The organism is Rubritalea tangerina (genome assembly GCF_042683245.1).
Classification (GTDB): domain Bacteria; phylum Verrucomicrobiota; class Verrucomicrobiia; order Verrucomicrobiales; family Akkermansiaceae; genus Rubritalea; species Rubritalea tangerina.
In genome coordinates, this window is sequence record NZ_JBHUJB010000046.1 from 121462 (window position 1) to 138783 (window position 17322).

Genomic DNA, 17322 nt, shown 5'->3' on the forward strand with positions numbered 1-17322 from the left:
GCTACGCGCCCCTCCAACGGTCGTGCTTCCTGAGCATCTGCTCAAAAGTCACCATCTCCTTCTCCATCCATCGTGGAATATGCTCAAACTCCCAACTCACCCGGTAGGTCCAGTTCTGATCCCCCACCGTCCCCGGAAAATTAATCTGCATCGGACTGTCACCCACCCCATTGATCATCACTCCTGCATAGCGCGACCGACACCCCATCAAAGCATCTAACAGAGCGTGCTTGGTCTTGTGCGAAAATGCTGGATACGCCTTTCCTTTGCGCATCACAGGCAATCCCGCAAACTGAGAAATCGCTTTCAGCTTGGCTTCTGCCACCCGATCTCCAGCCTCCGCCGCCACACGATAATCTTCCCATTGGCTGCGTATCGGCGCCATATCATGGGTCGTATAACAAGCAAACGAGCACTCAGGATATGCAGAACCATCGATCACATTCCCATCCGCACCCACCTCCCAATGGCATATTTTAAAGCCTGCAATCCCACTTTCTAATAAGTGTGGCCGTACATAGTCAGGCACGGTCCCCAAGTCCTCCCCAATCACTTCCGCATCCCCAGCAGCCTCTCTCACAGCACGAATATACTTATCTCCATCTAGTAAATTCAGAGCTTTGTGCACCATCGTATCATCCTCACGTGGAAAGAACCCAGGCAGCCTCCCTCCCGTCTCTCTCGCTGCTTCCTCCAAACTCAAGGGCAAAAACTCCGCGTTCCTGCGAGGATGCCATGGGAAACTATAAATCCGATAAAACCCCAGAATGTGATCAATCCTGAATTGATGAAAAATCGAGCTAAGCGCACCAATACGCCTCCGCCACCACGCATAATCGCTCTTCTCGATCACATCCCATCGATACACTGGCACCCCCCAGTTCTGCCCCCATTTTGTGGTAAACGCGTCCGCCTTAAATTCAGTCTCGGGTGGCGCGCCTCCAAATAAGTCAAGATGAAACCATTCTGGCTCAAAGAAAACATCTGCACTCGCATAACTCACCCCTATCGGCACATCCCCCATCAGGCGCACCCCAACTCTGTCTGCGTGTGCACGCACCCCCTCCCATTGTGCAAAGGCGTGCCATTGCTCCCATGCATAATAATTCTGAGCCGTGCGCACCTCTGCCCGATCCTTCCGAAGACGCTTTGCTTCATACCGATATGCCCCTTCCTGCGTGTTGAAGGCCTCTGGCCACAACGACCAATCCTCCTCCCCTCCCGCCTCATCTATCAACCACCGGTAGAGACAGTATTGCTTGAGCCACTTCCCTTGACTCCTCTTGAACCGCTCAAAGCCCTCGTCCCCGCCTGACTTACAAAATTTCCCAAAAGCCATGCTCAGAATCTCACTCTTCACCTTCCACACCGTCGCATAATCCACACTCGCTGCAATGTGGGCAATCCCACTCGCCTCCCGAGCTCTACGGATCGTTGCCCGCCCCACTCCCTTGATCTGCTCCAAATCAAGATACAATGGGTCTAATGCCACCGAGCTGATAGCACTGTAGGGACTCCGGTCGCTCCCAGTCACATTGATCGGCAACAGCTGTAAAAAACCTACCCCGTGCGCAGCAAACCAATCCAAACATTGCTTCACCGCACGCGTATCTCCGATCCCCAAGTCATTCTTCCGTCGCATCGAAAATACAGGAAAAAGCACCCCCGCTGAACGCCCCGCTGAAACCATATCACTCATGATCTAACATAGAGCCATTTTCTCCCAAATTGGCAACTTCAAAGCGTACCCCTAAAGTGACATCTGTGAAGTCATCCCTAAAAAATTGTGAAAAGTACATTTGCTAAGTCCATCGTGCAATCTGGGATCGAGGAATGCGCGTGGCTGACGCGCAATATAATATAGAGAAAAAAACCTAGCTCCTTGCCAGTCGCGACAGCTGGAGCCAATTACCCACCGTGCGCCTCAAATCCATTCCGACCAGGACTTCACATACCCCACACAAGAACATTTACCCCCCACCCTTCCCCTCGCCTCAAAATGCCCTTCATGGCTCTAATTCTAAGACCAAATCAAAAAATTGCCTTTCCAAATGCCTCAATGCGACCTAATTCCCCTTTCTAGGATGTCCAAGACTCTAATTATTGCTGAGAAGCCCTCCGTCGCCACTGACCTTTCCCGTGCCCTTGCTAAAGCCCCCGGCATGAGCAAATTCGATAAGAAAGGCAAAGGACGCGACTACTATTTCGAAAATGACACCCACGTCATTACCTCAGCAGTGGGTCACCTCGTACAACTTAAAATGCCTACCGGCCCCAATGGGAAAAATCTCCCATGGAAATTCGATGTCCTCCCAGCGGTCCCTAAAACCTTCGCTCTCGAGCCCATCGAGACCTCTGAGTCCCGACTCAAGCAAGTCCTGCGCCTCGCCCGCCGCAAAGACATCGACACCATCGTCAATGCCTGCGATGCCGGCCGTGAAGGTGAACTCATCTTCAAATACATCCTTGAACTCGGCAAAATCCAAAAGCCTGTCAAGCGCCTCTGGATGCGCTCCATGACCAACCAAGCCATCCTCGACGCATGGGCGAACCTTCGCGATGACGAGGAGATGGAAAACCTCACCGCTGCCGCCAAGTGCCGCTCTGAGTCCGACTGGCTCGTTGGCCTCAACTCCACCAGAGCCCTCACCTGCTTCCGCTCACGCCACGGTGGCTTCAACATCACCTCTGCCGGCCGAGTCCAAACCCCGACACTCGCAATCCTCGCTAAACGCGAACTCGAGATCCGCTCCTTCATCCCAACACCCTATGCTGAAGTCCATGCCGACTTCTCCGTCTCCTCCGGTGAATATGCCGGCCGTTGGATCGATACCGAATGGAAAAAGGATCCTGAAAACACCCACTCAAAAGCGGAACGCATCTGGGAGCTCACGAATGCCAATGCCATCAAGCAACGCTGCGAGGGTAAATCTGGCACTGTTACAGAAACCAAAAAGCCCACCAAGCAGGCATCACCACAGCTCTACGACCTCACCACTCTCCAGCGTGAAGCCTCGTCGCGCTTCGGCTTCTCAGCAGGTAACACCCTTAAGATCGCCCAAGCCCTTTACGAGCGTCACAAGATGCTCACCTACCCGCGTACCGACTCTCGCTACCTCCCCGAAGACTACGTCGGCACAGTCAGCAATACCATCGATGCCATCGGCAAAAGCTACGACTCGCTCTCCCCATTCGCCAAAGACATCCAAACCAACAACCGCCTGATCCCGACCAAGCGCGTCTTCAACAACAATAAAATTTCTGACCACTTTGCCATCATCCCCACCGGCAGATTCGTCAAACTTTCAGAGCCAGAACAAAAAATCTTCGAGCTCGTCACCAAGCGCTTTCTCGCCGTCTTCTTCCCACACGCGGTATTTGAGAACACACGCCGTGAAACCACAATCTCTCACGCGGAGGGTGTCTCCGACACCTTCCTCACCACAGGTAAAGTGTTGGTCGAACCTGGCTGGCTTGCCGTCTACGGCCGCCAAGTCGGTGTCGCTGCCGGTAAAGACGAACTATGCTCAGTCAATGAAGGTGAAAATGCTCAGGTCGAAGATGTGCGTGTCAAGGAAGATGAAACCAAGCCTCCCGCACGCTACAATGAAGCCACCCTCCTCTCCGCCATGGAAGGGGCTGGAAAGCTCATCGACGATGAAGAACTACGCGAAGCAATGGCAGAACGCGGCCTCGGCACCCCCGCCACCCGTGCGGCAACCATCGAAGCCCTCATCCGCCAAAAATATATCGCGCGTGACGGACGTGATATCCACGTCACCGCCAGCGGACTCAAACTCATTGAAACACTCCATGAAATTGGTGTAGATGGACTCACATCTCCAGAAATGACTGGCGATTGGGAACGCAAACTCCGCCAAATGGAGCAAGGCAAACTCGAACGCCCCGAGTTCATGCAGGACATCATTGCCTACACGAAGGATATCGTCGAGCGCGCCAAAGGCTACGCAACCGAACTTAAAAACAAAGTCTTCCCTGACATCAATGCCCCTTGTCCAAAGTGTGGTGCCACCACTCTCAAACAAACAGATGCAACCTACGAATGCCGTGAGCCAGAGTGTGGATTTAAAGTGACCAAGTATATCGCCAACCGCCTCCTCACCGAAGATGAGGCGCGCGAACTTTTCACCAAGAAATTCGTCGGCCCTCTCAGCGGCTTCAAATCGCGATTTAATCGCCCCTTCGATGCAGGCCTCGAAATCGATAAGAAGTTCAAAGTCGCCTTCGTTTTCGACCGCGATGAGGAAGAAATGGAAGACCTCACTGAGGACATGATCATCGGCGAAATGGAGTTCGATGGGAAATCACTCAAAATCTACGACACTGAGAAATCCTACTACGTGCCAGAAGCTAAAAATAAGAAAGCTCCAAATGGCATGAAAATCTCCAAGGTCTTGCTCCAACAGCCGATCTCTAAAGAAGACGCCATCAAGGTCTTCCAAGGTGGCAAATCCTCACTCATGGAGGACTTCATTTCCAACCGTACTAAACGGAAATTCAAAGCCTTCATCATCTACGACTTCAATAACGCACGCCCATCCTTCGAGTTCCCCCCTAGGGAACCTAAGAAAAAGGCTGCGAAAAAAGCCGCCAAAAAAGCGGCAAAGAATTCAGAGGAATAAATCAGCCCCCCCGAGATCACACCGGGTCCACTGAGCCCAGCATCGGTAACGCCAACTAACATAGCCGCCGCAGACAAACTGCGGCGTCCTTGTCGCTACTTCCGACAACTACTTTGACCGTATCTATGAAGTTTTTCACACTCCTAGCACTTCCTGCTCTACTCCTCTGCAGCTGTGCCACCCAAACAACCTCCTCCAAAGACGCCACTGTCAAAATCGAGGATAAAAAGTACCGTGTCGCCTCCGTCGAACATGGCAAAATGTCCTGGTACTCCGTGAAAACAAACTTCGGCACCGCCACTGCCAGTGGTGAAAAATTTACCAACCACGGCCACACTGCCGCCCATAAAAAACTTAAGATGGGTACCAAAGTCCGCGTCACCAACCTCGAAAATGGGAAAACCAAGATCCTCCGCATCAACGACCGCGGCCCCTACAAACCAGGCCGCATCATCGACGTCTCCGTTGGCATGGCACACAGCTCTCATCTCGACTTTCACCGAGATGGCGTCGTCCCCTGCAAAGTCGAGGTCCTAGAGGAAGTCTCTACCCAAAGCTAGTCGCCACCACTCGCCATCAGATCACTCCGCGTGCCAGATGGTCCTCCGCATGCTTCAAATTGTTGGCCACGCGTGCCACATCAGCATCCGCGCCATATATCATAAGCTCATCCCCTTCTTGCACCCTAAAATCTTTGTCCGGTGCCCCCGTAAAACGTCCGTCAACATGACGAACATTCAAAACCACCACTCCAAAATCTGAAGGCCTGGACTCCATCAACTTCCTGCCACACCAAGGATGCGATGCATTCACCTTCACCTCCGATACCGAAAACCCCTCCTCTACTCGCAATAACAATTCGTAATCACACACCCTCACCATCCCTGAAGATTGCAATGATCGCATCAACAAAGTATCCACCGGTTTCTTGATCACCTTCAAGTTCAACAGAAAAGCCAAACTCGCGATCCCAAAAACCGTCAACAATAGCTGCAACCAATGGCTCATACCATCCGCTGCATTATCATTCTGCACAAAGGTCACCACTAAGGTCGCCAACGCCGATGTCAGCCCAATATTCCCTGCAATAATCTGTCGTAACACAATCTTGCGTCGAATCGAGTGTCGCATCACCATCTCCGCCTCCGCTGTCGTAAAACCTACCCCAAAAAATGCCGAAGCAGACTGAAAGGTCGCCGCCTCCCTCGACATGCCCGTCAGCATCAGAGCATTCGTCCCCAGCCTCACTACTAAAAGTGACAACATTACAATTATCAAGAGAGCTAACAGCGGTCCCATAGCACCCAACATAGGACAGCTCACTCCGCTAATTCAAGCCCCACTCTCACCAAAATCGGGGCATTGACAAATCCCCTTTCTCGCAGAAAATTCCCGCCCGCTCCATTATGATCGATCGACTCAAAGCATTCCCCATCATCCTAGCCATCGCCTTGGTCAATACGGTCTTTCGCTTCATCCGTGTCGAGTCTGCTTGGAAAATTGGAGAATGCTTAGGCACACTCTGCTACCGCATCATGCCCAGCCGCAGAGCCATCATCGACTACAACATGGAAGTCGTCTCCAACGCCACACAGGACTTCAACCCAAACGCCCCACTCACAGAATCCATCTTCCAACGCAATTGCGCGAATCTCGCCTGTAGCCTGAAAACCTACGGCATGACCCCACAACAGCTCACAGACTGTGTCGATATCTCCATCTCACCTGAGTTCCGCCAAGCCATTCAATCAAATTCTGGCGCCATCCTCTGCCTCGCCCACATGGGCAATTGGGAAATCCTCAGCAAGATTTCTTCCCTCGTAGACCCAGAACCCGAAAAATTTGGAGCCGTTTACCGCCCCCTCGATAACAAAGCTGCAGATGACTACGTTGCCCAGCAACGACAAGAATACAATTGCCAGATGTTCTCCAAGTCCACCCCCATGGGCACCCTCAGTACCTTCATCCGTGAGGGAGGTATCCTCGGAATTCTCGCAGACCAACGCTCAGGTGGCATGAAAAATGCCCGCCCCTTCTTTGGTGTCGATTCAGAACGAAGCAAACTCCCCGCAGTCCTTCACCTACGTACTGGCGCCCCCCTCTTCAGCGTAGCTGTCTCCTCACCTGAACCCGCAAAATGGAGAGTTGAAATCATCCCAATTCCAACAGATGTCTCCGATATTAATGTCGACGACGCAGTAACTCTTATCACAAGTTCTTATGAAAAGAACTTTAGAAGTAATCTGTTAGATGTGTTCTGGCTCCACCGCTATTGGGTAAAAAAAGCCTAGATATTTCATTCCACCCTCTTTGCCGTAGGTCAATAACCATCCCCCCCTCTTTCTATTGTTCTGTGCACTGTATATAACCTGCTCACTCTCTGCACGGCAATGCTTCTAAAATTACGATTTCGTCTGGACTCACCATTCTAAACTTGAGATAGAAGTCCGCGCATGCCCCCCTTGGCACAAACTGCTACCCTTAAGTGAAACACAACTAACAAATAATCTGAAATATGCTGTTCAGTAATTGGGAATTTATATTTTTATTCTTACCTATATGCTTTTTAGGTTATTTTTTCCTAATTAAGCAAAGGCTCTTCATTGGTAGTAAAATGTGGCTAGTTACCGCTAGCCTTTTTTTTTACTCCTATTGGGATGCTTCATATCTGCCCCTCATTCTCATCTCATTAGCATGTAATTATGCAATAGGCACTGGATTATCCAAAAGTTACTCTCATAGAAAGAGAGTAAATAGAAAAGCCTCTCTCATTGTCGGCATATGTTTCAACCTTGGTCTATTAGGCTATTACAAGTACTCTAACTTTTTAATAGATAACATAAATCTAATAACTGGAAGCAACTTTGAACTATCTGAAATTGTACTCCCCCTAGCAATTAGCTTTTTCACCTTCCAACAAATCGCCTACCTAGTGGATAGTTATAGGGGTGAAACTAGCGAGTACAATTTATTGAACTACACACTCTTCGTCACCTTTTTCCCGCAATTAATCGCTGGTCCAATTGTACACCATCGAGAGATGATGACTCAATTTGAGTCTAAATGGAACTTACTCCCCAAAACTAGGAACATACTTCTTGGAGTACTCACTTTTACTATCGGTCTGGGTAAGAAAGTAATCATTGCAGACTCATTTGCGGTCTGGGCTGACGCAGGTTTTCAGTCAGCAAGTACACTTAACTCTGCTCTAGCATGGGCAACTTCTTTAAGTTATACATTCCAGTTGTACTTCGACTTCAGTGGGTATTGCGATATGGCCATTGGCGCAGCTTTGTTGTTCAACATCAAACTTCCAATCAACTTCAACTCCCCATACAAATCCCTAGATATCCAGGACTTCTGGCGACGTTGGCACATCACACTTGGCCGCTTCTTAAGAGATTACATCTACATCCCTCTCGGAGGAAACCAGAAAGGTGCAATCCATACATATAATAATCTATTCCTCACTTTTTTGATTGGAGGGATATGGCACGGAGCTAGCTGGATGTTTGTTATCTGGGGTGCTCTGCACGGAATTGCCCTCGTCATACACAGAATTTGGAAATCACTGGGAGGTAATATGCCTAAAGTCCTCGCGTGGTTGGTGACATTTAACTTCGTCAACCTCACCTGGATCTTTTTCAGAGCTAGCGACCTAAATGATGCTCTCTCGATAATTAAAGCTATGCTTGGACTCAACAATACGATTTATGACGCCCATGCAATGCCGACAGAACAGCTAGCTTGGCTTGGCACAAACGCTGACAAGATAGCGGCCTCCTATCCTGTCTACTTAATCACCTGCATCCCTCAGTACTTATGCATTTCTATTGCCTTCTACATTCTATCGTGTCGAAACTCGATAGAGCTCACTCAATCGATTTCTAAGAAAAAAGTAATATTACTAGCCATCGTATTCACGGTATCAATTTATATCACCGTTGCTTCCTCCAGCTCAGTTTTCCTTTATTTTAACTTTTAGCGCGTACCATGTACTTGAAACTTTTTTTCTCTATCGTTGCAATTGGATTATCTGCATTACCGATCATTAACATTTTAAATAGAGACAGCTTCGAATCCAGTGTCATTAAAAACTTATATTCGACAGACTATTTAGATAAGAAAATCAACCCATACTTGATTCAGAACGGGATCAGCCCTGAGCCTGGCGATGTGATTATTGGTAAGGACGGCTGGTTATTTCTTGGCGACAGACACGACAACACCCTAAGCGCTAGCCGCATAGGATCTAACACTCCTAAAGTCGCTCAAACCTCACACGAGATTGTTGAGAACCAAAAAAAATGGCTCGATTATTACTTAGAGAATAATGTGGATGATTTTAAAATCCTAGTAGCACCAAATAAGAGTACGATTTATTCTCAAAATATGCCGCAATGGGCTCAGCCACAATCAAGTTCCATCTCTGAGCACTTATATAAAGATAACAATATATATTTAGATTTACGACCTGACCTATTCGCTGACAGTGCTCTACTATATTTTCGTACCGACACACACTGGAACTTCTATGCAGCAGGTATCGCATTTAATAAATTAATCAATAGCCTTGAGAGTAAGGAAAAACTGACTACCCCGCCTCCTAACTGGACACAGCTAGGTGACGTTGTCCCATGTGCATCTGGAGATCTAGCTAGATTTTTAAAGATAGAAAACCCACCTCAAGATACTGTATCCTTTTCTGGGATAAACAGACTGAACTCTCAATTCACACATACTATTTACGATTATGAAAATAACTCGGTTGTATATGAGGGTACTGATCCTGTTTTTGGCAACCCACACCATCCTTACCTCATACACACGCCAAAATCACTGAATAACAAAAAAGTGCTCTGGTTATCTGACTCTTTCGGTGTTGCGATGACTAAACACATGACATCAACTTTTAGCCATGTACTGAAACAACACTGGAAGGACGTGGTTGCTAGCCCCCGACTGGAAAATATCATAGAAAAATGGCAACCGGACTATGTTTTCGTGACTGTTGTTGAAAGAGCCTGTCTCGCTGAAGAATTTAATGAAAGAGCACCTGGCTCAGTTGAGTTAGACTAATTGCTGACTGTAATAATAACTCTTAGCGCTGTTTGAAATGGCCTCTTTTCAAAACCTTATACAATTTTGACTTGAGACGCTTGAAGCGATCTTTCCAGTCATAAATCCATTGGGCTTTATCCTGTGAATGAGCGTCTAATCTGCGGTGCCAGCCAATGTGCTGAGTTGCCGATGCATCAAGCAATATAGAATGCATCCCCGCATCCTCCAATACCTGTGACACTCCCGCCTCGATCTCATCCACAAACTGAACCAAGGGAAGATACTTACCAAAGTCAGAGGCTCGTCTCAATGATGGGTTAAATGAACAAATCTCCTTCACAACAAACTCTCCTACATCCTTACCCTCCGAGTCATAATACCTCTCCCCAGAAAATAAGGCGTCAGGGAATTCGGATCGCTCGCGAATCCATACACAAAATGCCTCGCGATCCTGCTTCAAGACCTCCAGTGAATCCTCAATAAACCCCTTGCGACTAAACTCCCAGTCGTCTTCACAGTGAAACACATATTCCGAGCTGTTCTCAGCATACGCCTTATCAATGCTTGCTAGCTGACCAATCCGCTCCCCATTCGCTATCAACTTCACAGGACAGCCCCAATCATATTGATCTAACAACTTTTGCACCTTGTCTCCATAGGGGGAATCCTCAGTCACAATCACCTGACTCAGTGGATAACTATTCCAATGATGAAAACTCGCTAAAGTTTGCTCCAATAAATCCATACGAGCACAGCTCGTAATCACTAGTGATACTGTTTCCATTGCTATTCTTCTATACCACTCTCACAGCGATAGTAAGATTTATCATCTAACACCCTCTGCAACATTTTATCGTTCTCTGGCAATGACGCCCTGGACACTTCCGGATGGTAAATGTGCAAAGCCACTGCTGAGAATTTTAACTTTCGGCGTTTCACCCCGTAGTTCACTAACCGCCAAGCCAAATCACTATCCTCACGCCCCCATCCCTCATAGCGATTGTCAAAACCGTTGACCGCATACAGGTCCTCGCGCCAAAATGCCATATTGCATGTGCGCGTATTCTTTGCGCTCTCCTTAGCCTGCAAGCCAATCAATCGAGTCAATAACGGCTTGCGAATAAGGTTATTCCTGTTTCCTAACACCCCTCCTTCTATCAACTTCGTATTCCACCTCCACGGCTGGCTGCTAGACATGATCTGCTTACTAAAGTCATCATTAAGTAGCACCCGAGACCCTTGTACAAAGCTCCCCTTCTTAGCAAACGAGAGATGATCTGATACAAAGTCTGGGTGCAGCACCATATCTCCATCAATACAGATCACATACTCAGCCGTCACCTTGCGCAAAGTCAAGTTGCGGCTCCGAGCCAGCCTAAAGCCACTGTCCTCTTGCCATTCATGGTAAATCGTCAACTTCGACCTCCAGCGATCAATCACTTCTTTGGTATCAGCCCTCGACCCATCATCCCCGATGATCACCTCATCTGGCTTGTGGTTCTGCTGTGCCAATGACGCCAAACACAAATTTAAGGCCTCAGGCCAATTATACGTCGAGATAATTACCGCTACCTTCATTTTCTCTCCCTTATAATTTCCGCCGCACGCCAATGCTTATGAAATACCCCTCCCGCATTCATCAGAGATATGATGAATCCATCGCGTCCAAAACAAATCCCCTTCTTCAAAATGTAAAACTTTATGAATGCCACCAATGTCCTCAGTAAAATCACGGGCACCGACTTCGGCTTCCCATTGTAATTCTCCGCATACAAACTCGTGTATTGAATCAATTTCTGTAGCAATTGGTCACTGCCATTAAATGAATAATGCAAAATGTGCCCCCCAATCGCCTTGGGCTCTAACTTCCCATCCAGCGGCTTCACGGACTCGTGCACAATGTCCTCACTAAAGTTTGCCACTCCCCTGTGAAACACACGGATCACATAGTCTGGGTACCAACCACACCCGCGGATCGGCCTCCCACAATAATGATTTAAGCGCCTCAATTTATATATCCCAGGACTAGCTAGATCAACTCCAGCCAATGCCGACTCACACTCAGCATCCGGCCATTCATCCGCATCCATTGAAAAAATCCAATCGTATCTAGCCAATGCTACAACCCTTCGCTTCGCATGCCCAAAACCCTCAAATGTGAAACTCTCAAAGCGTACCCCGTCCACCCCCTCTAGAGCCTCACTCACCTCAGGACCACTTCGGTCATCCACCAGCACGACTACATCCTGTACTAATGTCGTGAGATGCCGCACTAACTTCGATACCCGCTCAGCGTCATCTCTGGTGATGATCACTGCAGACATTTCTAGACCTCGACTCATTTTCCTAACTGAATCCTCAAGTATGCTACGATGCTCGCTCGCAGCCCAATGCTATGGCTAGCCTTCGACAAGGCCCGTAAATATTCTTTCTTTAACTCAGGCGTGCGTGTTGGGTGCGCGCGATATTCCTGCGGCAATAACTTTGCAAAGTCGCCAGAAATATAAAATTGCCGCCTGCAATACTCAAAAAAACGAGCCGTCGCCGCCTTCCTCTGAATCCTCGCTGGATATTTTGACAAGCTCTTGTGGTTGTTAGTGGCATGCACCCTATACTGAACGGTCACCTCAGATGAAGCATACTTCAGTCCTCCACTCAAGGATGTCAGCCAGATAGTGATGTTATCAGCATTCACAATCCAATCTCTCTCCAAATCTCTCGGCAATGGCAAATACGGCTTCAAATCCTCCACCTTCGCCACCAAAGCCGAGTTCAAACCTCCTACATAAGAATTGCCCACCGCCGTCAACACCTGTGTGCGCCCCAATAGCCCAGGCGCATAACTACGATAAAGGTTCTTCTCCCCCTCCCCAAATTCCTTACAAGCCGAAAAATATAAGCTCAACTTTGGCTCCTTACGAAACTGCTCTTCCGCCAATTCCAGATGGTTCGCATGCCATATGTCATCGCTATCTAATAGAGCAACAATGTCTCCCGTCGCATGCACAACCCCCTCACTCACACAGCTCAGCTGCCCACCATTCTTCTTCTCTACCACCCGAGCCCACGGCACATCCCGCAACATCCTCTCGGCAATCTCAACCGAACCATCAGGTGACTCATCATCCACAACTAGAAATTCATCAGGGAGCCTAGTCTGATCCAAAACACTCTGAATAGCCTCACCTAAGTACGCGGCCGAGTTGTAACTATCGATGATCGCTGTAATCTTCATTGATTCAATGCATCTATCAGTAGCGGTGAGCCTTCTTCTCAGCAATGCTAGAATCCAGAATTAATCAGAAATCAACCTCCTCATAAACTCTGACCAGTTCTTAATATACTTGAGATACTTAACAGGGTTGAGGAAAAAGTGGTAACACTTAGGTTTTAGCTTTCCAACTAATGCTGGTCGATCCCTGTGAACACTGGCTTGCGCAACAGTCTGAGCATAAACAAAACTCTCAGGAACGAGATTCAACCAGTCACCTGAATGAGCTCCTAGATGACACCAATCCTTAAGTAACTTCGTTTTTAAGAATGGATACCCATCTTTCAGCATAGGACGCCAAACTATTACGGATGGGTCTAGCTGCGTCGCTCGCTGCTTTATGGAGTACCATCGCGGCTTCGACATTGATCGCACACAGGTGTGCGCATTATCACCAGCGTTTTCGACTTTGTTTAAATAAGGAGCGACATACTTTTCAAGAGGAAAGGCAGCTCCTACACAAAACCCGTTCTTAATCAGATGCTGACTTAGCCCCACTTCTCCAGAGCTTATGACTGTGCCATAATCACTCTCAAAAGAATATCCATCCCAAAAGCGCACTAACTCATCAAATACATTGGAGTTAAAGCAGGTAAAATAAGACTGAACATGATAGTTAATCTTCCAACTATCAGTCATTCCCCAAGCATCAAATCCAGACCTTAGCATTCGCGCCTTTACCTCAGATAGAGAAGCAAACGGGCCGTAGACACTATCGTTCACATGATAGACTCTTTCGAACTGTAAGAGCTTATCTTTAAAGCAACTCAAACCCACGTAGTAAGACTTAAAGTCATAGCCAGAATTCTCTCTGTGAACAACGGAAACCCCCATCTTAGAGAGTTTACCTTTGTCTTCATCTGACAAGACATCCGAAGTCGTAACGAATACAACATGAGCATCTAGCTCTGATGCTACTTTATCGATGAGGTGATACACATACTTCTGAACCTGAGAACAACGATCGTAAGACGCCAATATGCATAACTCACGTGTGCTCTCATCCAGTTTTATGTCAGCATAGTGTATACCTGATTGATTCATGGGGCTTTAACTTAGCAGTAGGCTAAAGAAAAGATTCTATTCTAACAACTGTTTTTCATGCAAATTCCTATACAAGTCACTGCTTGCCATAAGTTCATCATGAGATCCCTGTGCTACTATTTTACCTGCATCAAACACAAGAATGCGATGCGCGATCTTGATAGAACTGAAGCGGTGGGCAATGATCAAGGTGGTCCTCCCCTTCACCAAATCTTCCAAGGCTCCCTGAACAGCCTGCTCACTCTCCGCATCTAAGGCTGAAGTTGCTTCATCGAGTATAAGAATTGGAGAATTTTTCAAGAATGCACGTGCAATTGCTAGACGCTGCCTCTGACCACCTGATAAACGTGTCGCTTTCTCACCTACCATGGTATGGTAGCCCTGTGGTAGCTCTTCGATAAAGTTATGGCAATGAGCCAAACGAGCAGCGATGCGAATTTCCTCCTCAGTAGCGTCTAGCTTACCTAATCGAATGTTATTTTCGACTGTATCGTTAAATAGGTACGGATCTTGAGAAACTACAGAAACATTTGCACGAACATCATGCAGCTTGTAATCGCGGACATCCAGTCCATCAAAAGCTATGACTCCACCTTGATGCTCATAGGAGCGAGAAATTAAATGCGTAAAAGTTGACTTACCAGCACCACTCGGCCCCACCAGGGCTACAATCTCATCAGAATTGATATCGACACTGACATTATCAAGGGCTGGCGTTCCTTTTTCGTAATTGAAAGTCACATTTGAGAAAGAAATTTCCCCAGCTATCTCAGGTAGCACTTTCGGGTTTTCAGGATCTTTAACCCCCTCTTCCGCCTTTAAAATTTCTTCAAGTCTCTCAATAGCTACAGCTCCGAGCACTAGCTGATTTTGCAGCATACCCATCCTCTTGATAGGTTCGTAGCTCATATACAGCGCAAAAATTAAAGGAAGCACCATTTCCAGAGTAAGTCCGTTCTGAGCTGAATAAAAGATTGCAACAGAAACCCCCAAGGCTGTTATGAATTCAACAGATGGAGGTATCATAGAACGGTACTTGGTCATCTTCATTATCATGGTGAAGAACCCATCCAAGAGCGTCTTAAACTTAGAAATTTCTCTTTCCTCTAGATTGAAGGCACGAACATCCCTTGTAGCCATTAAGTTCTCCTGCACACAATTGCCGATCTCGCCTTCACCCTTGGCTCCGACACGCATGCGCTCCAGCATTCGTTTAGAAAGCTTTCTTATAGGGAAAATACAAGCTGGTATGACAGCAAAGCAAACAAGAATAAACACAAATTCGCTTTGCTGAATAGACAAGTAGACTAAGGAAAAAACAGCTGCTATGAAAGTGACTGGCTGCTTGATCAAGTCATTTGCTGTAGAAGTCAGCATTTGCTGTAGACGAGCACTTTCAGTCATGATTCTTGTCATTAAATCACCCGATCCGTGCCTTTGGAAAAAGGCCAGATCTAGAGCCTGCAGCTTTGTAAATACGTCCATACGCAGCCTCTCTAAGATAAAGTTACCACAGTAAGTGATCTGGTAAGTATTTACAAAACCTGATAAACCTCGCACAAAAAATACAGCAGGAAGCATCATTACCGCTCCAAACAAAAACCACTTATTTCCCTTTTGTTCTGCTTCTGAAGATAAGGGTTTATAGTCCTGCGAGGCAGCCTTCACAAACAATTTAGGTTGAATAGACTGAAAATTCTCGTCATCAACTTTGTAATACAAATTACCTAAAGACTTCGGTGTACTTTCCTCACTCTCGCGGTATGTACCACCTGCTGATAATATCGCGGATTGAGGTAAAGCATTGAAATTTCCGTCTTCGGATTTGGTATACAGTTTCTCATTCAATGTGAAATCTTCCTGCTTACCTAAATCATAATGTACTGGAGATAATTCGTCACTGGCTACAGCTACCACTAGCCCCTGTTCAGATGAAGAGAACAACAAGGGAAAAACTTTGGACGCCATAAACGGCAGTCCAAATCCAGATGAAATGCCGTACACGACACCTGCAACAAGAGCTAATATAAACCTCCATTTCACCGGAGCTATAAGCTTAAAATAAGGCAATAATTTTTTCATCTATTTGGTTACTGAATATTCAGCACAGTTGGCAGAAACCTACAGTTCTCCCATCCTTTGTCAAAAGCATTCTTCCACACAAGATTGCTGATCTAAAAAGCTCAGATTAGTGACAATACAATGCGATCTTCGCTCACTGATCACTGGGCGGGCTAACCCCTCTGACCGCTAAACCTTTCTCGTAGCACAATATAGAAAAAAGTCTCTCAACCTGATGCCCGACAGTCCCATCTTGTTGCCCAGCTTCGGGAGGCCAATCGCATGACTCAAACTCAAGATTTTTGCTAGCATCAAGGACACTGCCTTTAATGATAAATATACTGCCAGCCAAAAAGTCAGGATAGCTATCTAAGCCAGCATAACTCAGACCTAGCTGAGCAACCATCTTCTTTACGCCTTCAATGTTATACTTCCACAAATTGTAACCACCATGAATGTCTTTTTCTGAGCCAATTAGCCCCACATCCTCATTTTCCATAATTTGAAATAAACTTAGCACATGCTCACGATCATACATGATAGAATTAACTAAGCGCTCTCTCCACCTCTCTGCACCTCGAGACTTCTTAGTATGTAGCTTTATTATAGCCTTGTAGGAACTCAATGCCCCTGACCTCACTAACTGCATAAATGGTAAAATATCTCTCCCATGGTTAGGGAACTTTAGAATGACCGCATTAGGAAAACTCGATCGGATCTTCTTGGCTATTAAATCAGCCTCCTCGCCTCCATGATCGATCAAATTGACATATAAGTCCACTAGATCATCAACCTCTAATATATTTTTTTCAAACTCCTCCCATAGATCATAATGGTATAGGTGCAAGGCCACAGCATACTGAGATTCTCCCTTACGCGGAGAATTCAGATATTCTTGAGTATTTTCATCCAGAGACAAAACATTAGGGGACATCGTATCCCATCCTTCAAATCGCCCTCTAAATATGTACTCATTGACTACATCACACTCAGGCACCCCATACTTACTAGCACAATATTTAATATCGATTATGTTCGTTGCTAAGTACCCTCTATATCTCCCAAACATTTGATAATGCGTAACAGGAACAATATGACCCAATGAGTACTTTGGTAATTGGCTTCTATAAAAGCATGAATCGAACGCGGGATAAGATGCTGCAATTTTCTTTTTGCAACCCACGCAAAAAACATCATGAAGCCACATCTTAACCCTCTTTAGTAAACGCATCATAACACAAC

The 17322-nt window shown here is 46.8% G+C and carries 14 protein-coding genes; 5 read left to right on the top strand and 9 right to left on the bottom strand.

Annotated features, from left to right (window positions below; translation table 11 throughout):
* Position 1 precedes the first annotated feature (1 nt).
* Positions 2 to 1699, bottom strand: coding sequence for a 4-alpha-glucanotransferase (locus ACFSW8_RS11400; protein WP_377086265.1), 1698 nt, complete (start codon positions 1697 to 1699; stop codon positions 2 to 4).
* Between the two features lie 385 nt (positions 1700 to 2084).
* Here ACFSW8_RS11400 and ACFSW8_RS11405 point away from each other — a divergent pair, with 385 nt between their 5' ends.
* Together ACFSW8_RS11405 and ACFSW8_RS11410 are read left to right on the top strand one after the other, a co-directional pair.
* Complete coding sequence (locus ACFSW8_RS11405) at positions 2085 to 4643, top strand: DNA topoisomerase III (protein ID WP_377086267.1); 2559 nt, start codon at positions 2085 to 2087, stop codon at positions 4641 to 4643.
* Between the two features lie 125 nt (positions 4644 to 4768).
* On the top strand, positions 4769 to 5203 hold the full coding sequence (locus ACFSW8_RS11410) for a septal ring lytic transglycosylase RlpA family protein (RefSeq protein WP_377086268.1): 435 nt from the start codon (positions 4769 to 4771) through the stop codon (positions 5201 to 5203).
* Positions 5204 to 5219: 16 nt separating this feature from the next.
* Here ACFSW8_RS11410 and ACFSW8_RS11415 read toward each other — a convergent pair whose 3' ends face one another.
* Complete coding sequence (locus ACFSW8_RS11415) at positions 5220 to 5909, bottom strand: TrkA C-terminal domain-containing protein (protein ID WP_377178279.1); 690 nt, start codon at positions 5907 to 5909, stop codon at positions 5220 to 5222.
* Between the two features lie 140 nt (positions 5910 to 6049).
* On the opposite strand from ACFSW8_RS11415, the gene ACFSW8_RS11420 reads away from it, so the two are divergent.
* From ACFSW8_RS11420 to ACFSW8_RS11430, 3 genes are all read left to right on the top strand, one after another.
* Positions 6050 to 6934, top strand: coding sequence for a lysophospholipid acyltransferase family protein (locus tag ACFSW8_RS11420; RefSeq protein WP_377086271.1), 885 nt, complete (start codon positions 6050 to 6052; stop codon positions 6932 to 6934).
* Positions 6935 to 7158: 224 nt separating this feature from the next.
* On the top strand, positions 7159 to 8628 hold the full coding sequence (locus ACFSW8_RS11425; RefSeq protein ID WP_377086273.1) for an MBOAT family O-acyltransferase: 1470 nt from the start codon (positions 7159 to 7161) through the stop codon (positions 8626 to 8628).
* A gap of 8 nt (positions 8629 to 8636) precedes the next feature.
* On the top strand, positions 8637 to 9722 hold the full coding sequence (locus ACFSW8_RS11430) for an alginate O-acetyltransferase AlgX-related protein (protein WP_377086274.1): 1086 nt from the start codon (positions 8637 to 8639) through the stop codon (positions 9720 to 9722).
* A 22-nt stretch (positions 9723 to 9744) separates the two neighbouring features.
* On the opposite strand, the gene ACFSW8_RS11435 is transcribed toward ACFSW8_RS11430, so the two are convergent.
* The 7 genes from ACFSW8_RS11435 to ACFSW8_RS11465 all read right to left on the bottom strand — a co-directional run bounded on the left by ACFSW8_RS11435 (position 9745) and on the right by ACFSW8_RS11465 (position 17314).
* Positions 9745 to 10488 carry a glycosyltransferase gene (locus tag ACFSW8_RS11435; RefSeq protein ID WP_377086275.1) on the bottom strand — a complete coding sequence of 248 codons (744 nt, stop codon included), beginning with the start codon at positions 10486 to 10488 and terminating at the stop codon, positions 9745 to 9747.
* A gap of 2 nt (positions 10489 to 10490) precedes the next feature.
* On the bottom strand, positions 10491 to 11282 hold the full coding sequence (locus ACFSW8_RS11440) for a glycosyltransferase family 2 protein (RefSeq protein ID WP_377178281.1): 792 nt from the start codon (positions 11280 to 11282) through the stop codon (positions 10491 to 10493).
* Positions 11279 to 12046 (bottom strand): glycosyltransferase family 2 protein, encoded by a 768-nt coding sequence (locus tag ACFSW8_RS11445; protein ID WP_377086279.1) that lies wholly within the window; start codon positions 12044 to 12046, stop codon positions 11279 to 11281. Before ACFSW8_RS11445 ends, ACFSW8_RS11440 begins: the two co-directional genes overlap by 4 nt.
* On the bottom strand, positions 12043 to 12939 hold the full coding sequence (locus tag ACFSW8_RS11450) for a glycosyltransferase family 2 protein (RefSeq protein WP_377178283.1): 897 nt from the start codon (positions 12937 to 12939) through the stop codon (positions 12043 to 12045). The genes ACFSW8_RS11445 and ACFSW8_RS11450 overlap by 4 nt, the downstream gene beginning before the upstream one ends.
* A gap of 60 nt (positions 12940 to 12999) precedes the next feature.
* Positions 13000 to 14019, bottom strand: coding sequence for a rhamnan synthesis F family protein (locus ACFSW8_RS11455; RefSeq protein WP_377086282.1), 1020 nt, complete (start codon positions 14017 to 14019; stop codon positions 13000 to 13002).
* A gap of 36 nt (positions 14020 to 14055) precedes the next feature.
* On the bottom strand, positions 14056 to 16101 hold the full coding sequence (locus ACFSW8_RS11460; RefSeq protein WP_377178285.1) for an ABC transporter ATP-binding protein: 2046 nt from the start codon (positions 16099 to 16101) through the stop codon (positions 14056 to 14058).
* A 133-nt stretch (positions 16102 to 16234) separates the two neighbouring features.
* The gene (locus ACFSW8_RS11465; protein ID WP_377086283.1) at positions 16235 to 17314 is read right to left on the bottom strand and encodes a rhamnan synthesis F family protein; all 1080 of its coding nucleotides are present in this window, start codon (positions 17312 to 17314) and stop codon (positions 16235 to 16237) included.
* Positions 17315 to 17322 lie beyond the last annotated feature (8 nt).

Bases quoted from the DNA above. Each gene is read 5' to 3' on its own strand.
- ACFSW8_RS11445 (WP_377086279.1), bottom strand. From the start codon at position 12,046: ATGAGTCGAGGTCTAGAAATGTCTGCAGTGATCATCACCAGAGATGAC.
- ACFSW8_RS11430 (WP_377086274.1), top strand. From the start codon at position 8,637: ATGTACTTGAAACTTTTTTTCTCTATCGTTGCAATTGGATTATCTGCA.
- ACFSW8_RS11405 (WP_377086267.1), top strand. From the start codon at position 2,085: ATGTCCAAGACTCTAATTATTGCTGAGAAGCCCTCCGTCGCCACTGAC.
- ACFSW8_RS11400 (WP_377086265.1), bottom strand. From the start codon at position 1,699: ATGAGTGATATGGTTTCAGCGGGGCGTTCAGCGGGGGTGCTTTTTCCT.
- ACFSW8_RS11425 (WP_377086273.1), top strand. From the start codon at position 7,159: ATGCTGTTCAGTAATTGGGAATTTATATTTTTATTCTTACCTATATGC.
- ACFSW8_RS11420 (WP_377086271.1), top strand. From the start codon at position 6,050: ATGATCGATCGACTCAAAGCATTCCCCATCATCCTAGCCATCGCCTTG.
- ACFSW8_RS11455 (WP_377086282.1), bottom strand. From the start codon at position 14,019: ATGAATCAATCAGGTATACACTATGCTGACATAAAACTGGATGAGAGC.
- ACFSW8_RS11450 (WP_377178283.1), bottom strand. From the start codon at position 12,939: ATGAAGATTACAGCGATCATCGATAGTTACAACTCGGCCGCGTACTTA.
- ACFSW8_RS11460 (WP_377178285.1), bottom strand. From the start codon at position 16,101: ATGAAAAAATTATTGCCTTATTTTAAGCTTATAGCTCCGGTGAAATGG.
- ACFSW8_RS11435 (WP_377086275.1), bottom strand. From the start codon at position 10,488: ATGGAAACAGTATCACTAGTGATTACGAGCTGTGCTCGTATGGATTTA.
- ACFSW8_RS11410 (WP_377086268.1), top strand. From the start codon at position 4,769: ATGAAGTTTTTCACACTCCTAGCACTTCCTGCTCTACTCCTCTGCAGC.
- ACFSW8_RS11415 (WP_377178279.1), bottom strand. From the start codon at position 5,909: ATGTTGTCACTTTTAGTAGTGAGGCTGGGGACGAATGCTCTGATGCTG.
- ACFSW8_RS11440 (WP_377178281.1), bottom strand. From the start codon at position 11,282: ATGAAGGTAGCGGTAATTATCTCGACGTATAATTGGCCTGAGGCCTTA.
- ACFSW8_RS11465 (WP_377086283.1), bottom strand. From the start codon at position 17,314: ATGATGCGTTTACTAAAGAGGGTTAAGATGTGGCTTCATGATGTTTTT.